This window comes from Streptomyces sp. NPDC059874, assembly GCF_042731135.1.
Classification (GTDB): Bacteria; Actinomycetota; Actinomycetes; order Streptomycetales; family Streptomycetaceae; genus Streptomyces.
Genome location: NZ_JBHWJY010000038.1, coordinates 12,869 through 30,494, shown reverse-complemented (window position 1 = coordinate 30,494; position 17,626 = coordinate 12,869). Strand labels below are relative to the sequence as shown.

Annotated in this window: 9 protein-coding genes; 4 read left to right on the top strand and 5 right to left on the bottom strand. The window is 73.9% G+C overall.

Going from position 1 to position 17,626, the window contains the following annotated elements; genetic code table 11:
- Positions 1–12 precede the first annotated feature (12 nt).
- From ACFV9H_RS22075 to proB, 5 genes are all read right to left on the bottom strand, one after another.
- Complete coding sequence (locus ACFV9H_RS22075) at positions 13–402, bottom strand: cytochrome c oxidase subunit 4 (protein WP_385400772.1); 390 nt, start codon at positions 400–402, stop codon at positions 13–15.
- Positions 392–2,083, bottom strand: a complete 1,692-nt coding sequence (gene ctaD / locus ACFV9H_RS22070) for a cytochrome c oxidase subunit I (RefSeq protein WP_385400769.1) — start codon at positions 2,081–2,083, stop codon at positions 392–394. Before ctaD ends, ACFV9H_RS22075 begins: the two co-directional genes overlap by 11 nt.
- A gap of 136 nt (positions 2,084–2,219) precedes the next feature.
- Positions 2,220–6,557, bottom strand: a complete 4,338-nt coding sequence (locus ACFV9H_RS22065) for an amino acid adenylation domain-containing protein (protein ID WP_385400767.1) — start codon at positions 6,555–6,557, stop codon at positions 2,220–2,222.
- Complete coding sequence (locus tag ACFV9H_RS22060) at positions 6,554–8,146, bottom strand: AMP-binding protein (RefSeq protein WP_385400765.1); 1,593 nt, start codon at positions 8,144–8,146, stop codon at positions 6,554–6,556. The genes ACFV9H_RS22065 and ACFV9H_RS22060 overlap by 4 nt, the downstream gene beginning before the upstream one ends.
- Positions 8,136–9,254, bottom strand: a complete 1,119-nt coding sequence (gene proB, locus ACFV9H_RS22055; RefSeq protein WP_385400762.1) for a glutamate 5-kinase — start codon at positions 9,252–9,254, stop codon at positions 8,136–8,138. The genes ACFV9H_RS22060 and proB overlap by 11 nt, the downstream gene beginning before the upstream one ends.
- A gap of 231 nt (positions 9,255–9,485) precedes the next feature.
- Here proB and ACFV9H_RS22050 point away from each other — a divergent pair, with 231 nt between their 5' ends.
- From ACFV9H_RS22050 to ACFV9H_RS22035, 4 genes are all read left to right on the top strand, one after another.
- Complete coding sequence (locus ACFV9H_RS22050; protein ID WP_385400760.1) at positions 9,486–10,706, top strand: Glu/Leu/Phe/Val dehydrogenase dimerization domain-containing protein; 1,221 nt, start codon at positions 9,486–9,488, stop codon at positions 10,704–10,706.
- On the top strand, positions 10,703–12,187 hold the full coding sequence (locus tag ACFV9H_RS22045) for an adenylosuccinate lyase family protein (protein WP_385400758.1): 1,485 nt from the start codon (positions 10,703–10,705) through the stop codon (positions 12,185–12,187). The genes ACFV9H_RS22050 and ACFV9H_RS22045 overlap by 4 nt, the downstream gene beginning before the upstream one ends.
- Positions 12,188–12,348: 161 nt before the next feature.
- Positions 12,349–16,332 (top strand): amino acid adenylation domain-containing protein, encoded by a 3,984-nt coding sequence (locus ACFV9H_RS22040; protein WP_385400755.1) that lies wholly within the window; start codon positions 12,349–12,351, stop codon positions 16,330–16,332.
- Entirely contained in the window at positions 16,329–17,609 is a 1,281-nt protein-coding gene (locus tag ACFV9H_RS22035) for an MFS transporter (protein WP_385400752.1), read from the top strand. The genes ACFV9H_RS22040 and ACFV9H_RS22035 overlap by 4 nt, the downstream gene beginning before the upstream one ends.
- Positions 17,610–17,626 lie beyond the last annotated feature (17 nt).

The following is a 17,626-nucleotide window of genomic DNA, read 5'->3' as shown; positions in this document are numbered from 1 at the left end:
GAAGGACGCGCCCTACTCCGGGTGGCCGAGGTTCTGGAAGGCGAACCCCAGGATTCCCGGCAGCAGGACGCCGAACCCGATCAGGCACAGCCACAGCCCCTGGACCACGCCCAGGCCGATCAGCGCGCTTCCGGCGGCCGCCAGCACCGGAAAGTAGCTGCGGGCGGGGAAGTAGAGCCGCCGGCCACCGGCGTCGCGCACCTCGGCCTCGTCGAGGTCCTCCGGCCGCTCTCCGCCCCGCCGGTACTGGCGCCAGAGGAAGGCGGCGACGAGGCTCGACATGACGAAGGAGACGCAGAGCGCCGCGCTCCCCGCGGGCTCCCCGGAAAGCCATCCGTAGAAGACGGTGGTCGCCCCGAAGAACAGGGCCGTTCCGGTGAAGAGCCAGGCCTCACCTTTCACTGGGCACCTCCGGGTGGTGAAGGTCGAAGGCCGGGGACTCCGAGCGGATCCGGGGCAGAGTGTGGAAGTTGTGCCGGGGCGGCGGACAACTCGTCGCCCACTCCAGGGACCGGCCCCATCCCCAGGGGTCGTCCACCGTGACCCGCTCGCCGTGGCGGTGGGTCTTCCAGACGTTGTAGAGGAAGGGCAGCGTCGAGACGCCGAGGAGGAACGAGCCGAGCGTGGAGACGGTGTTGAGCAGCGTGAAGCCGTCGCCCGCGAGGTAGTTCGCGTACCGGCGAGGCATGCCGGCCTCACCCAGCCAGTGCTGGACGAGGAAGGTGGTCTGGAAGCCGGCGAACAGCGTCCAGAAGTGGACCCTGCCGAGGCGTTCGTCCAGCATCCGCCCGGTGATCTTGGGCCACCAGAAGTAGAAGCCGCCGAAGGTGGCGAAGACGATGGTGCCGAAGAGGACGTAGTGGAGATGGGCCACGACGAAGTAGCTGTCCGTCAGATGGAAGTCGAGCGGGGGCGACGCCACCAGCACGCCCGTCAGTCCGCCCAGGAGGAAGGTGACGAGGAAGCCGATGGACCACAGCATCGGCGTCTCGAAGGAGAGCGACCCCTTCCACATCGTCCCGATCCAGTTGAAGAACTTCACGCCCGTCGGCACGGCGATCAGGAACGACAGCAGGGAGAAGAAGGGCAGCAGCACGGCTCCCGTGGCGAACATGTGGTGCGCCCACACGGTCGCGGACAGCCCGGTGATGGCGATCGTGGCACCGATCAGGGACACATAGCCGAACATGGGTTTGCGGCTGAAGACCGGAAGGATCTCACTGACCACGCCGAAGAACGGCAGGGCCACGATGTAGACCTCGGGATGCCCGAAGAACCAGAACAGGTGCTGCCACAGCAGCGCGCCGCCGTTCGCCGGGTCGAACACGTGCGAACCGAACTTCCGGTCCGCCTCCAGGACCAGCAGCGCCGCGGTGAGCACCGGGAAGGCCAGCAGCGCCAGGATCGAGGTGAACAGGACGTTCCACGTGAAGATCGGCATCCGGAACAAGGTCATGCCCGGCGCGCGCAGACAGATGATCGTGGTGATGAAGTTCACCGATCCCAGGATCGTGCTGAGCCCGGACACGGCCAGCCCCATGGCCCACAGGTCGGCGCCGGTTCCGGGGGAGTAGCGCAGCCCGTTCAGCGGCGCGTACGCGAACCACCCGAAGTCGGCCGCCCCGTGGGCGGTCAGGAATCCGGAGACGACGAGCAGTCCCCCGAACAGGTACACCCAGTAGGTGAAGGCGTTCAGCCGGGGGAAGGCGACATCGGGCGCTCCGATCTGCAGCGGCATGATCGCATTGGCGAAACCGGTGAAGGTCGGCGTCGCGAACAGCAGCATCATGATCGTGGCGTGAATGGTGAACGCCTCGTTGTACTGCTGGTTCGAGATGAGCTGCAGTCCGGGGCGGGCGAGTTCGGCCCGCATCAGCATGGCCAGCAGGCCGGCGAAGAGGAAGAAGCAGAAGGCCGTCACCAGGTAGAGGTTGCCGATCACCTTGTGATCGGTGGTCGACAGCCACCGCAGGACCGCGGAACCCTGACCGGCCCGCCGCTCGGTCCGCGGCTGCCCGGTTCCCACCCGCCCGGTCGGGTCGTCAGATGGTGCCGCTTCCGGTGAAGGGTCCACCGACGTCATCCGTCCTCCAGAGAGCCTCGCCGCCGCGCCTGCATCCCCTTCCCCTACAGGCTGCGCTCCCCTCTCGGACCGGCGGCGCGCCGCGAACCCGGTCCGCTACCCCCGGCTGCCATGTTCGACGGCGCGTCCCGACGGACTATGCCGTGTCCGGCCCCGGGGCGGGGAAGAAGCCCGACGCCGTGAAGTGGGCCACGGTCGCGGCGAACCCCTCGGCGGTGAGCGCCGTGGGGACGTGGCCGGGCAGCAGGGCCCGGGTCGGGGAGACGTCGTAGCGCAGGGCGGTCTCGGCGCCGCCCTCGCGGACCGTGGCGAGCAGGGTCAGGCCCGTTGGGAGCCGGCGGGCTTCGACGTGGGCGGCCCAGGCGGCACTGGTGGTGCCGGTGATGCAGTGACCCAGTGCGCGCAGCCAGCCGACGGCGGTGTCCAGGGTCACCCGGTGGTCGGCGGCGATGTGGAAGGTGCGGCCGACGGTGTCCGGGCGGCGGGTGAGGGCGACCACGGCGGACCGGACGTGGTCGACGGGGACCAGGTCGAAGGAGATCTCCCCGCCCGGGTCCTCGGTGGGGGCGAGGCCCGCCTCGACGCAGGCCTTGAGCAGCAGCCAGAAGTAGTCGGAGGGCTGGCAGATGCCGGTGGCCGTGTCCGCCGCGATCCGGGTCGGGCGGTGGACGGTGACCGGCAGCCCCCGTTCGACGGCCTGCGCCAGCAGCTTCTCGGCCGCCCACTTGCTCTGCGCGTAGCCGTGCCGGAGCAGGCCGGGGCCGGGCAGCGGGTCGTCGGGGTGGACCACCGGGCCGGAACCGGGCCCGGGGGCCAGGACGCCGACGGTGGACACGTGGTGCAGGGCAACGGTTCGGTGCAGGGCGGCGAGACGGAGCAGCTCGGTGGTGCCGTCGACGTTCGCGGCCTTCAACTGGGCGTAGGAATGAGCGAGGTTGACGGCTGCCCCGCAGTGGTAGACGGCGTCGACGGTACGGGCCAGCTCGTCGAAGAGACCCGGAGCGAGGCCCAGACCCGGTGCGGCCAGATCGGCGGGGAACGCGCGGACGCGGTCGGCGAAGTCGGGGCGCCACAGCCGGTGCGCGCGCAGGGCGGCGACGACCCGGGCCCGGGCCGCTTCGGGGTCCGCGGCGCGGACCGGACAGTGCACCCGGGCCGCGGTCCCCGTGAGCAGCTCGTACAGCAGGTGGGCGCCGAGGAAGCCGGTGGCTCCGGTGAGGAGGAGGTGGCGGGGGTCGGCGATCCAGGCCTCGACGCCGGCGGCGGGCCGTACGTCCGGGGGCAGCACCGCGTCGACGGCCAGGGCGGGGGCCTCCTCCTCGGGCGCGCCCGCCCCGTCGAGGCGGGCCGCGAGCGCGCCGGGGGTGGGCAAGCCGAAGACGGCGTGGGCGGGGAGGGCCGTGCCCGTCGCGGTGCGCAGGGCGAGGACGAGGCGGACGGCCAGCAGGGAGTCGCCGCCGACGTCGAAGAAGTTCTCGTCCGGACCCGCGGGCGCCTGCCCGAGGACCTCCTGCCAGGCCCGCGCGACGATCCGTTCGGCGGCGGAGGTCGGGGGCGCGCCGGCGGGTCCGGCGGGTCCGGTGGGTTCCGTGCGGGCGGCGGGGGCCGCGGCGCGGTCCAGGGCAAGCCGGTCGAGCTTGCCGGTCGCGGTACGGGGAAAGCCGGCGTGGGCCAGGACCCGGGAGGGCACGCAGTACCCCGGCAGGACGGCGGCCAGAGCGGTGCGGACCGCGCCCGGGGTGAGGGCGGGCGAGCCGGGACCGGGTACGAAGTGGGCGTGCAGGCGGGGCCCGGCGGGCCCCTGCACGACGGTGACCGCGCCCTGTGTGACGCCGGGCAGCGCGCGCAGCGCCGACTCCACCTCGCCGGGCTCCACCCGGTGGCCCCGGATCTTGACCTGGTCGTCGTCGCGCCCGAGGAACTCGACGAGCCCGTCCGGACCGAACCGGCCCAGGTCGCCGGTCCGGTAGCGCAGGCCGCCCGGGACCCGGGGATCCGGACGGAAGCGGAGCGCGGTCTGCTCCGGGCGCCCCAGGTAGCCGTCCGCCACCGGAGTGCCGGCGACCCAGATCTCGCCCGGGGCGCCCTGCGGCACGGGCCGGCCGGCCCGGTCCAGGATCTCGACGCGGGCGTTCTGCACGGGGCGCCCGATGGGCGGCCGGGCGGGCCAGCCGGCGGGGTCGCCGGTCAGCCGGTGGGCGGTGACCACGTGCGTCTCCGAGGGGCCGTACTGGTTGTCCAGCGACGCCCCGGTACCGGCGAAGAAGGCCCGGACGGCGGGGGTGACGTGGAGCTGCTCGCCGGAGGTGACGACCTCGGGGACGGGGCAGCCGAGGCCGGCCGCCGCCGCGTGGTCGGCGAGCTGTTGGAGGGCGACGAACGGCAGGAAGAGCCGGTCGACGCGCTGTTCGGCGACGAGGGCGAGGAGCAGGGCCGGGTCCCTTCGGGCGTCGTCCCCGGCGAGCACCAGGGTGCCGCCGCCCGCCCAGGTGGCGAAGAGCTCCTGGAAGAAGACGTCGAAGCCCATGGGGGCGAACTGGAGGGTGCGGGGGGCCGCGGCGGAGCGGCGGCGCTGCCAGTCCGTGAGGTTGGCGAGGCTCCGGTGCGGCATGGCGACGCCCTTGGGGGCGCCGGTGGAGCCGGAGGTGTAGACGGCGTAGGCCGGATCGTCCGGGCCGGCGGCGGGCAGCGCGGGCGCGGTCGGCTCGTACCCGCCGTCCGGAGCGTCCAGGAGCAGCACCCGCACACCCGCGGCCGCCGGGCGGGCCCCCGGGGTGTCGGTCCGCGTGAGCAGGATGCAGGCGCCGCTGTCCGCGAGCACCAGGTCGGTCCGCGCGGCGGGCAGCGAGGGATCCAGCGGCACGCAGCACGCACCGCTCTTGAGCACGGCGAGCACGGCCGTCGGAACGTCGGGCCCGCGGTCCAGGCGGACCGCGACACGCCGGCCCGGCCCCGCGCCGAGGGCGGTGAGCCTGCGCGCCAGCAGGTCGGCGGCGGCGTCCAAGGTCGCGTAGTCGATCTCGCGGGAACCGTCGACGACGGCCGGCCGGTCCGGAGTGAGCCGGGCCTGGCGGCTGAACGCCTCGTGCGCCAAGGGGAGTTCGGCCGTCACCGAAGGCCCGTCGGTGAACTCCGCGGTGACCCGGGCGTATTCGGCGTCCGACAGCATCGCCAGCTCACCGAGCGCCGCGTCGGGCCGGGCCAGTGCGCTGTCCAGCAGGGTGGTGAACCACTCGGCGATGCGCCGGGCGTGCGCGGCGTCGTACAGGGCGTCGGCGAAGGTCAGCATGCCGAGGTAGCCGCCGTCCTCGGGCACCAGGTGGAAGAAGAGGTCGAACTTGGCGGTGCCGTGGTCGACGCGGACCTGTTCGGAGGCGATCCCGGGCAGGTCGAGGCCGGGCGCGGCGGCGTCGTCGACGGTCAGCACCACCTGGAAGAACGGGAACCGGGCCGGGCTGCGCTCGGTGTCGAGGGCCTTGACGAGATGTCCGAAGGGGATGTCGCGATGGGTCACGGCGTCCCACACGGTGGCCTTGGTGGAGCGCAGGAGCTCGGTGAAGGAACGGGCGGGGTCCACCGTCTGACGCAGCGGCAGGACATCGGTGAGGCAGGCGAGGAGCGGTTCGAGGTCCGGTTCGTCCCGGCGGGAGACCGGGGTGCCGATGACGACGTCGTCCTGGTCGCAGGAGCGCGCCACCAGCGCGGTGAGACAGGCGGCGAGGACGCTGAACGTGCTGGTGCGGTGCAGGCGGGCCAGCTCCCGCATCCGGCGGCCGGTGTCGGCCCCGATCCGGAAGCGGACCTGCCCGCCGCCGTGGTCGGGGACGTCCGGGCGGGGCCGCGCGGCGGGCACGGTGGACTGCGCGGGCGCGCCGTCCAGCACCCGGCGCCAGTGGTCGAGCAGCTCCTCGTGGTGGGCGGCGGGCCGGGCGCGCTGCTCCCGCGCGTAGTCGGCGAAGGTCTTCTCCAGCGGCGGCAGGTCGGGGCGCTCGCCGACAATCGCGGCCCGGTAGCGGGCGCTGAACTCCAGGTCCAGCAGGCGGAAGCACCAGCCGTCGACCAGGGCGTGGTGGAGGGCGACGGCGAGGACGGCGTCCTGCGGGCCCAGGTGCAGCAGCGTGGCCCGGAGCAACGGCGGCCGGGTCAGGTCCAGGGGGCCGCGCACCGCCTCCCGCAGCGCCCGCTCCAGCTCGCCCGGCAGCACGGCGCGCTTGTCCACGCTCACCGGGCGGGGCGCCTCGACGTACTGCACGGCCCGGCCGTCCTCCAGGGCGAGCCGGGAGCGGAGGGTGGCGTGCCGTTCGACGATCCCGGTGAGCGCCGTCTCGACGGCCCGGTGGTCGAGGGGGCCGCGGAGCCGGTGGTTCCAGGACTCGACGTAGCGCGAGGACCCGTCATGGAGCTGGTCGTTGAGCCAGATCGACTCCTGCTCGTACGTCATGGGGTACGGGGCGGACGAGGAGGAGGCGGTCATGACGTGCTCCGGGCGGCGGTGAGGGTGGACAGCAGGGCGGCGGGGTCGACCTTGCCGTTGGCGGTGACGGGCAGGTAGGGGACCCGGTAGACGGCGGCGGGCACGCTGTAGCGGGGGAGCCGGTCGGCGAGGGAGCGGCGGATGGCGGCGGCGGTGAGGTCGTTCGACCAGGAGGTGTAGAACAGCGCCAGGTGGTCGGGGGCCGCGCCGGGTCCGCCCGCACCGGGGCCGGTTCCCCGCGCGGGCACCGGCAGGACGTGGCAGTGCCGGATCCCGGGCACGGTGCGAGCCACCGATTCGATGCCGGCGGGCTCCAGCCGATGGCCGGCGATCTTGACCTGGCGGTCGGCGCGTCCGTGGAAGTGCAGCACGCCGTGCCGGTCGAACTCGCCCCGGTCGCCGGTGCGGTAGGCGCGGCGCGGCCGTCCGTCGAGGGTGAGCGTGGTGAAGGCGGCCCGGGTGGCGGCCGGGTCGGCGAGGTAGCCGTGGGCCAGGCCCTCGCCCGTCACCCAGATCTCGCCGCCCACCAGGTGCACGTCCGTGCCCGGTACCGGCGTGCCGATGGGGATGCCGTCCGGCAGGTCGCAGTCCTCGGGCCGGATCGTCCGGGTGGTCGCGAAGACACAGCTCTCCACCGGGCCGTAGCCGTTGATCAGGGTGATGCCGGGGTGCCGCGCCAGGAAGGTCCGGACGTGCGACGGGGAGAGGGTCTCGCCGCCGGTCAGGACGGTCCGCAGCCCGCTGAACGCCGCGGTGTCCTCGTCCACGAACAGGTTGAAGACGGCGGAAGTGAGCCAGAGCGTGTCCACCCCGGCCTCGGCGCGCAGTCGGCGCAGGTCGTCGGGGAGCAACTGGTCGGTGGCGGCGAGGGCGCAGGTGCCTCCGGTGGTGAGCGGCCCCCACACCTCCAGGGAGAAGGCGTCCCAGGACGCGGGAGCAGCCTGAAGCATGGTGCGGCCGGGGCCGAGCCCGGCGACGGGCCGGTCCGCGAAGAGCCGCGTGGTGGCGGCGTGCGGGGAGAGCACCGCCTTGGGCGGGCCGCTGGTGCCGGACGTGAAGAAGACCGAGGCCGTGGAGGTGGCGTCGACCTCGTGGTGGACGGCCCGGATCCGTCGACCGGCGGCCTCCTCCAGGGCCTCGGCCGGCGGGGCCCAGACGCCGGCGCCACGGCCCGCGGCCGGCTCCTGGTCCGAGTGCTGCGGGGCGGCCGTAACCAGGACGGGGGAGCCGAGCCGGCTGATGGTCTCGCGCCGCCGGAAGGCCGGCTGGGCGGGGTCGAGGACGGCGTACCCGGCCCCGCACTTGAGGACGGCGAGCAGCACCGCGATCAGCCGGGAACCGCGCGGCAGGGCGACGGGCACCAGGTCGCCGGGGCGGACGCCGAGGTCTCGCAGCGCGGCGGCGTAGGTGTCGGCAGCGTGGTCGAGGGTCCGGTACGAGATCCGGGCGGAGCCTTCGACGAGGGCGGTGGCGGCGGGGCGGACGCGGGCCTGTCGGGTGACGGCCGTGTGGATGAGCCGGCTGCCGGAATCCGGGGCGCCCGCGCTTTCGGGCGGCATCGCTTCGGACGGAGTGGCCTCAGGCGGCATGGCGTATCTCCGTGCCGGGGGCGAGGAATTCCCTCAGGGAAGGACTTTCGAAAACGTCCTGCGGGGCAAAGGGAATTCCCGTCAGGGTGCGCAGGCGGGCGCAGATGCGCATGGCCTGGAGAGACGTTCCACCAATGTCGTGGAATTGCGTGTCGGGGGTGATTTCCGGCCGCCCGGTGACATCCCGGACGATGCCCATGAGCCTGTCGAGCGACCCGTCCAGGGGCCCGTCGAGCGGCCCGTCGAGGGGCCCGTCGAACGGCTCCTCCAGGGGGCCCTCGGCAACGTCCCATCCCGTATCGCGCGCGTGGAAGAGGGTGCCGCACGGGCGACCGGCCAGCGCCTCGGACGCCTGCGACGCGGAGGTCAGCAGGACGGTGATGCCGGCCTCGGTGGCGGAGCGGGCGGCGGCGAGCTTGCTGGCCATGCCTCCCGTGCCGAGCCCGGAACCGGGCGACGACAGGTCGAGGCCGTCGAGCTCGGCGCCGGAGCGCACTTCGGCGATGCGCCGGCTGCCGGGCAGGCGCGGATCGGCGTCGTAGACCCCGTCCACGTCGGAGAGCAGCACCAGCCGGTCGGCCCGGACCAGCCCGGCGACCAGCCCGGCGAGCCGGTCGTTGTCGCCGAAGCGGATCTCGTCCGTGGCGACGGTGTCGTTCTCGTTGACCACCGGCAGCACCCCCATCGCCAGCAGCGCGTCCAGGGTGCGGCGGGCGTTGCCGAACTGCCCGTCGCGCGTCACGTCATCGTTCGTGAGCAGCACCTGACCGACCCGGATGCCGTAGCGGGCGAAGGAAGCGGTGTAACGGGCGATCAGCAGGCCCTGTCCGACACTGGCGGCGGCCTGCTGGTGGGCGAGGTCCGCCGGGCGGGCGGTCAGCCCCAGCGGGGCCAGGCCGGCGGCGATGGCCCCGGAGGACACCAGCACCAGCCGCTCCCCCCGGCCCCGGGCCGCGGCGAGCGCGTCGACCAGCGCGTCCAGCCGTTCGGCGTCCAGGCCGCCGGCCGCACTCGTCAACGAGGACGAGCCCACCTTGACCACGGTGCGCGTCCGCGCTCTCGCCACTTCCCGGGCATCCGGCTCCGGCGTCCGCACGACTGTCTGCACGACTGATCCCCCTCGAGAGGCGTTCTTTCAGTGGAGTTGGCCTGAACCGGCCTGGCTCGTTCTTTCTACCAGCGCACCGGAGTCCGGTCCGGGCGACGGCTGACAGGAAACTGCAGGGGCCGGTGCAGCTTCCTGATCCGGCCGGATCTGGTCCCGCCGAATTCCCGGTGCGAGATTTCCTACGTCGGCTCGACCGGCCGCCACATCCGGTGCGGAGGAAAGAGGTAAGTCGTGTCCACCACCATTCAGTACACCGACCCCGTCGAAGGCTTCAGCGGCTGGCTCGTCTACGACGGCCACACCGCCGACATCGCCGCCGGCGGATTCCGCGTACAGCCCGGAGTCACCGAGGAACTCGTCGCTTCCCTGGCCTCCCGGATGACCCTCAAGCAGCGCGTCCTCGGCCTCGGGGTCGACGGCGCGAAGGCCGGCATCGACTACGACCCGGCCTCCCCGGGCAAGCCCGCCGCCGTCCGCCGGTTCCTCGACTTCCTGCGCGAGGAGCTGTCGGGGCGCTTCAGCATGGGCTGCGACATGGGCACCCGCTGGCACGAGCTGGAGGAGCTGGCCGCCCTGGAGGGCATCCCCTCCATCAAGTACGTGGTGAAGAAGGCCCAGGGCATCGCCGACCAGGACTTCTTCGACCGGCTGCGCGCCCTCGACGCCCCGGTCGGCGCGCTGACCCTCGGGCAGCGCCGGGCCGGCCACGCCCTGGCGCACGCCGCCCTCGCGACCGCACGCCGCCAGGGCCGCGAGCTCTCGGCCCTGACCTGCTCCCTGCAGGGCTTCGGCAACATGGGACGGGCCGCCGCGTACTCGCTGCTGGAGCACGGCGTCCGCATCACCGCCGTCGCCGACGCCCACGCCTGTGTGGTGGACCCCCGGGGCCTCGACATCGCCCGGATGCTGGACAGCGACCAGACCAGCGCCGTCGACTCCCTCGCCCCCGGCGCCCTGCGGCTCCCCCGCGAGAGCCTGCTGGACCTGCCCGCGGACGTACTGATCCTGGCGGCCGGTGAGGACGCCATCAGCGAGGAGCAGGCCAGGGTGCTGCCGTGCCCGGTGGTCGTGGTCGGCTCCAACCACGGGCTGAGCGCCCCCGTCGAGCAGCGGCTCGCCGACCACGGGGTGCTGGTGGTGCCGGACTTCATCGGCGGGATCGGCGGATCCGCCTCGATCGACGCCCTGTTCGGCCCGGCCGCCACCCCCGCGCCCCAGGAGGTCCTGGACAGCGTCGCCGCGATGATGGACGACCTGCTCGACGACCTGCTCAGCCGGGCGCGCAACCTGCGCACCACGCCCCGTCAGGCCGCCCTCGACTTCGCCTCGGTGGCCATCGACAAGCGCGGCGACCGACCGTACGGCACCGGGCCCTACTCCCAGAGCGCGCTGCGCCGGGCCGCCCGTACCCGCCGCACCGTCATCGGCGTTACCTCCGGAGAGAACCGTTGAGCACCCCGACCCTGCCCGTGGCCCGGGCCACGACCACCCACCCCACCGCCCACACGACAGGAACCATGCACCCCGCAGCCGACGTCCCGACCTGTGCCCACGAGCGGGGCCACATCACCGACTCCCGGTTCTACGGCCACATCTACGCCACCGAGACCAGCCGGGAGATCTTCTGCGACGTCTGCCGCTTCCAGAGCTGGCTGGACATCGAGGCCGAACTCGCGCTCGCCCAGGCCGAACTCGGCATGATCCCGCAGTGGGCCGCCGACCGCATCGCCGACAGCGCCCGGGTGGACCTGCTCGACCTGGACGGTGTCCGGGCCGAGATCCGCCGTACCGCGCACTCGCTGGTCGGGGTGCTGCGCGCCTTCCAGACGGTGTGCGGCCCCGAGGCGGGCGAGTTCATCCACTTCGGGACCACCACCCAGGACATCCAGGACACCGGCCAGGTACTGGCCATGAAGCGGGTGCTGGACAATCTGCAGCAGCTGATCGCCGGGCTGGTGGAACGGCTGGTGGAGATCTCCGAGGAGCACGCCGCCACGGTCGTGCTCGGCCGCACCCACGCCCAGCCCGCCCTGCCGATCGGCTTCGGCCTGAAGGCCTCCGGCTGGATCGACGAACTGCTCCGCCACGCCGAGCGCGTCGAGGCGATGCGGCCGCGCGTGCTGACGCTCCAGCTGTTCGGCGGCGCCGGCTCCATGGCGGGCTTCGACGGCCGCGGCCCGGAGCTGCTGGAGCGGCTGGCCGAGCGGCTCGGCCTGAGCGTGCCGGACACCGCCTGGCACGCGTCCCGCGACCGGATGGTCGAGTACGTCTCCACCCTCGCGATGGTGTCCGGCACCCTGGGCCGGATCGCCGACGAGATCCGCACCCTCGGCCGGCCGGAGATCGGCGAGGTGCAGGAGGCCTGGTACCTGGGCAAGGTGGGCAGCTCCACGATGCCGCACAAGCGCAACCCCGAGGGCTGCGAGCAGATCGTGGTCATGGCCCGGCTGGCCGCCGCCCAGGTCGGCACCGCGCTCACCGCGATGGGCGGCGACCACGAACGCGACGGCCGGACGCTGCGCATGGAGTGGGTGTGCGTCCCGGACGTCTCCCACTACACCCTGACGGCCTGCGAGATCGCCACACGAGTGCTCAAGGGGCTGTCCGTGCGGTCCGACCGGGCGCTGGCCAACGTGCTGTCCGTACGGGACCAGGTCGCCACCGAGAGCCTGATGCTCGCCTTCGCCGGCCACGTGGGCAAGCAGAGCGCCCACGAGCGGATCTACCAGCTGATCCAGCAGGGCATCAGCGAGCAGCGGTCGCTGCGCGAACTGATCGAGGCCGACGACGAGCTGGGCCAGGTGCTGTCCGCGGCGGAGCTGGACGTGCTCTTCGACCCGGCGCGGTACCTCGGCGAGTCCGTCCGGCTGACCCACCGGGTGACCGAGCGGGCCCGCGCATGGCTCGGCGGGCGGGCGGCCGCGGCCGCCTAGAGCCGCCCCGGGCAACCGCCGCCCCCGGCGTCGACGCCGGGTTCCCGGTACCGACCCGGACCGCCGTCGCCGGTCCGTGACGACCGTACGCCCGCATTCCCCCACCCGCCTCTTCCCGCGCGGTCCGGCCGCGCCCCCACCCCGTTTCGAGGAACGATCCGATGAACCCCGTTTCCGCCGCCGTCCCGCTCTCCTCCGGCCAGCAGTCGCTGTGGCTCGACGAATCGCTGCGCGGCAAGTCCGCCGTCTACAACGTCCCCGTCGCCTACGAGATCCGCGGCGCCCTCGACACGGGCGCCCTCGCCCAGGCCCTGACCTCGCTCGTGGCACGCCATCCGGCATTGCGCAGCTGCGTCCGGGTCACCGACGGGCAGCCGTCGATGGTCACCGCGGCCCCGGCCGAGGTGCCGCTGGAGATACGGGACCTGCGCGGCCGCCCGGCCGCGGAAGCGGCCGCCGCGGCGCGGGAGTTCGCCGCCGAGCCACTGTCACTGTCCGCGCTGCCGCTGCTGCGCGCGCTGCTCCTCTGTACCGGCGACCGGGACGCGCTGCTCGTCCTGGTCGTCCACCACGGGTGCTTCGACAGCTGGTCGATCGACGTGCTGCGCGGAGAGCTCACCGCCGGTTACGAGGCGGCCCTGGCCGGCGCCCCGCTGCCCGCCGGGGAACTGCCGGTCTACGCCGAGCAGCACCGGATCGCCCTGGCCGAGGCGGCCGCCGGCCACCAGGAGGACCTGGCGTACTGGACGGAGCGGCTCGCCGGAGCCCCCGCCGAGAGCACCTGGCCGCACGACGTGTCACGCCCCGAGGTGGCCACCCAGCGGGGCGCGACGGCCAGCTTCGACATCCCCGGCCCGTTGGCCGCCCGACTGCGCACCCTGGCCCGCAAGCAGCGCACCACCCCCTTCGCCCTGTTCACCGCGGCGCTCCAATTGCTGCTGGCCCGGGTCTCCCAGGAACCCGCCGCGGACGACGGCACCATGGACGTCGCCATCGGCACCCCGGTGGCCCGGCGCGAGCACGCCGCCGCGGAGCAGCTGATCGGCTACCTGGCCAACACGGTGGTGCTGCGCCGCCGGATCTCCCCCGAGGAGTCCTTCGCCGGGCTGGTCACCCGTACCGGCAAGGAGTTGCGCGCCGACCTGGGCCGGGCCGCCCTGCCCTTCCCGGCCCTGGTCAAGGCATTGGCACCGGGCCGCAGCCTGGACCGCTCGCCCTTCTTCCAGGTGATGCTGGTCGTGGAGGACGCACCCGAGGCCGAGCTGAGCCTGGGCGCGGCGACCGGACGCGCCGTCCCGCTGCACTCGGGGACCGCGAAGTTCGACCTCACCCTGACCCTGGTCCCGGACGCGACGGACGGCTACCGCGGCATCCTGGAGTACGCCACCGACGTCTACAGCCCCGCGGCCGCCGAGGAGTTCAACCGGGCGCTGCTCACCCTGCTGCGCGGCGCCGCGGACGAGCCGCTCGCCCCGGTGGGCACGCTCCCGCTGACCGCGCCGGCCGCGACGGAGAACCGTACGGGCACCGAGGGCGACACCGCGCGACCGGCACCGGCCCACGAGCTGTTCGACCGGACCGCGGAGCGCATCCCGGAGGCCCCGGCGCTGCGTTGGGACGGCGGCGAGCTCGACTACGCGACCCTCAGGCTCGCCGCGGACCGGCTGGCCCGCCGGCTCGGCGCCAACCGGGCGGTGGCCCTGTGCGCGCACCGGTCCCCCGAACTCGCCGTCGCGCTGCTGGCGGTGCTGAAGAGCGGCGCGGGCTACGTGCCGCTGGATCCCGCCTACCCGCGCGAGCGCCTCGACTACATGCTGGAGGACAGTCGGGCCGAGCTCCTGCTCGTGCACTCCGACGTGGCCGGCACGATCACGGTGCCCGAAGGCGTACGCGTCCTGCTGCTGGACGATGTACTCGAAGGGCTCGACGCCCCGGAGGCCCCGGAGGCCCCGGAGGCCCCGGAGGCCCCGGAGGCACACGCCCCGGTGGCCGAATCGGGTCCGACGTCCGACGGCCTCGGTTACATCATCTACACCTCCGGCTCCACCGGCCTGCCCAAGGGTGTCGAGATGCCGCACGGCCCGCTCGCCAACCTCATCGACTGGCAGCTCGGCCGCTCCGATTCCGAAGAGGGCTGGAACACCCTGCAGTTCGCGGCGTTCAGCTTCGACGTGGCCTTCCAGGAGCATTTCTCCACCTGGGCGAGCGGCGGCACGCTCGTCCTGGTCGACGAATCGGTGCGCCGCGACCCGGCCCGGCTCCTCGACTACGTGGACGCCCAGCGGGTGCACCGGGTCTTCGCCCCCTTCGTCGCGCTCCAGCAGCTGGCCGACGCGGCCGCCGAGACCGGCGTCTACCCGCAGTCGCTGCGCGAGGTCGTCACGGCCGGCGAGCAGCTCCAGGTGACCGACGCGCTGCGCACCTTCTTCACCCGGGTACCCGCCTTCCTGGAGAACCAGTACGGCCCCTCGGAGACGCACGTCGTGACGGCGGAACGGCTGACGGGCACACCGGACACCTGGCCGGACCTGCCGGCCATCGGCCTGGCCGTGGACCGCACCCGGGTGGAGATCCTCGACGACCGCCAACAGCCGCTGCCGGCCGGTGTGCCCGGCGAGATCTGCGTCTTCGGCGCGGCGCTCGCGGACGGCTACCGGGGCAAGCCCGAGATGACGGCGGAGCGGTTCGTCGTCCGTGACGGCCACCGCCTGTACCGCACCGGTGACTTCGGCCGGACCCTGCCCGACGGACGGATCCAGTGCCTGGGCCGGCGCGACGGCCAGGTCAAGGTCCGCGGCTACCGGATGGAGCTGGGCGAGATCGAGGCCCAGGTCCGCCGTCAGGAGGGGGTGGCCGACGCGGTGGTCGTGGTCGACGACTCGCCCACCCGGGGCAAGCGGCTCATCGCGCACTGCCTGCCGGCCGCCGGGGCCGAGCTCGCCCCGCAGCGGCTGCGCCGCGCCCTGCGCGGAGTCCTGCCCGACTACATGCTGCCCGCCGCCTACGTCACGGTCGACGGCTTCCCGCTGACCCCCAGCGGCAAGGTCGACCGCAAGGCCCTCGCCGCCCGCCCGCTGCCCGGGGCCGACACGGCCGGCAGTGCGGCCGGGGCCCGCGACGGCGTCGAGTTCGAGATGTGCGACCTGTGGGCCAAGGCCCTGGGCCGCGCCTCGGTCGGCATCGACGAGGACTTCTTCGACCTCGGCGGGGACTCGCTCACCGCGGTCCGGCTGATGGGATCGGTCCGGGCCCACTTCGGGACCGGGCTGGAACTGAACGAGCTGTTCCGCGCCCCGACGGTGGCCGCGCTGGCCCGCCGGGTCCGCGACGGCGCCGAGGCCGAGGCGGCGGGTCCGCTCGTACGGCTGCGGGCGGGTGACGGGACGGCGCCGCTGTACCTCTTCCCGCCGCTGGCCGGCACGGTGGTGCGGTACGCGCCGGTGGCCCGCGCGCTGGGCGAGGGGCTGACCGTCTACGGCCTCCAGTCGCCGGGCATCCAGCCGGGCGAGGAGGCCTGCTCCTCCCTCGCGGACATGGCCCGCGTCTACATCGAGCACATGCGCAAGGTCCACCCGGGCGGCCCCTGGCACCTGGGCGGGTACTCGATGGGCGGGGTGATCGCCTTCGAGGCGGCCCGGCAGCTGAAGGCGGCCGGCGAGGAGATCGGCCTCGTCGCCCTGCTGGACACCAACCCGCGGATGGACCTGGACCCCACCGAGGACTACGCCACCCGGATCCTCGTGACCATGGCCCTCAAGCTCGACCTCGACCTCGCCGAACTCGGCGCGATGCCCGAGCCGGAACGGATCCGGCACCTGCTGGAGCAGGGCGTCGCCGCGGGCTCGCTGCCCGCGGACTACGACGAGGACCGGCTGCGCCGGATGCTGGAGGCCTACCGGCACAACGGCACCGCCCTGGAGCGGCACGTCATCGAGCCGTTCGACGGCGACGTGGTCCTGTTCCGCGCCGAGGACCGCAGCGCGGACGTGACCGAGGAACCGTACGACCTCGGCTGGGGCGCGCGGTGCGGCGGCCGGCTGACCGTCCGGGACACGCCGGGCACGCACTTCACCATGCTCGACCCCGGCGGTCCGCTGGAGACGCTCTGCGGTCTGGTCGACGCCGAGTTGGCGGCCCACCGATGAGCGCCGCGACCGAGCCCGCCACCACCGGGGAACGGGCGGCCGACGGCACCGCGGGGACCGGTCTGCGGGCACCGCTGCGCAGGCGCCGCTTCCGGCTGCTGTACACGGGCCAATGCCTCTCCCGTACCGGCGACTTCGTCTTCCAGGTGTCGCTCGCCGGGTACGCGGTCACCGCGGGCAGCCCGGCGCTGCTGGCCTACACCCTCTTCGGGCAGGCCACCGGCACCGTGCTGATGCTGCTGGCCGGCGGTGCCCTCGCGGACCGGTTCGGCGCCCGCAAGGTGATGCTCTGGGCCGATCTGGCCCGGGTCCTGGCCACCGCGGGCGTGGCCGCCCAGGTCGCGGCGGGCGGCCGCAGCGTGTGGGCGATCGCCGCGTGCGGGCTGCTGCTGGGCCTGGGCGACGGGGCGTTCGAGCCCGCGTTCACCCTGGCCTTCACCGAGCTGCTGCCCAAGACGGAACTGCTGGCGGCCAACTCGCTCCAGGCGATCGCCCTGCGCACCGCGGGCATCGCGGGAGCGGCCCTCGGCGGGGTATTGCTGGCCGCGGCCGGCGCCACCGTCTCGCTGGGACTGGGCACGGCCGGATTCGCGCTGGCACTGGCCCTGGTGCTGCTCGCGGGACGCTGGCCGGTGCCCGACCGGCCCGCCTCGGGGGACGGCCTGTTCAAGGAGGCCACCGGCGGAATCCGCTACGTCTTCTCCCACCCCTGGCTGTGGGTGTCCATCGGCAGCTTTGGCGTCAGCGTGGCGCTCGTGGTCGCCCCGGCCAAGGCCCTGCTGCCGCTGGCCTCGGCCGATGTGCTCGGCGGCGGCGCGAGCACGTACAGCCTGCTGGTCGGCAGCCAGGCCGCCGGTGCGCTGCTCGGCGGCCTGCTGGTGGGCCGGCTGCGGCGGATCCCGCCGGGCCTGCTGATCTTCGGCGGGATGGCCGTCGTCTGCGGGGGCTTCGTCCTGCTCGGCCTGTCCCCGTCGGTGGTCGCCTCCGTCGCGGTGGCCACCGTGGTGGGGGCCGTGCTGTCGGCCGCCACCGTGGCCTGGGCGGCCACCCTGCAGAGCCGGGTGCCCGGCGAGCTGATCGGCCGGGTCTCCAGCGTCGACTGGCTGATCTCGCTGGGCGTCTCCCCGCTCGCCCTGGTGGCCGTCCCGCACCTGCTCACGTACGGCGCACCCGCGACCGTACTGGTCACCGCCGCGGCGGTCGCGCTGGTGGTCAGCGCGGCGACCGCGATGGTTCCGGCCGTACGAGGTCTGGCCTGGCCGGCCGCACAGGCCTGAGGCCGAGGCCCCGGACC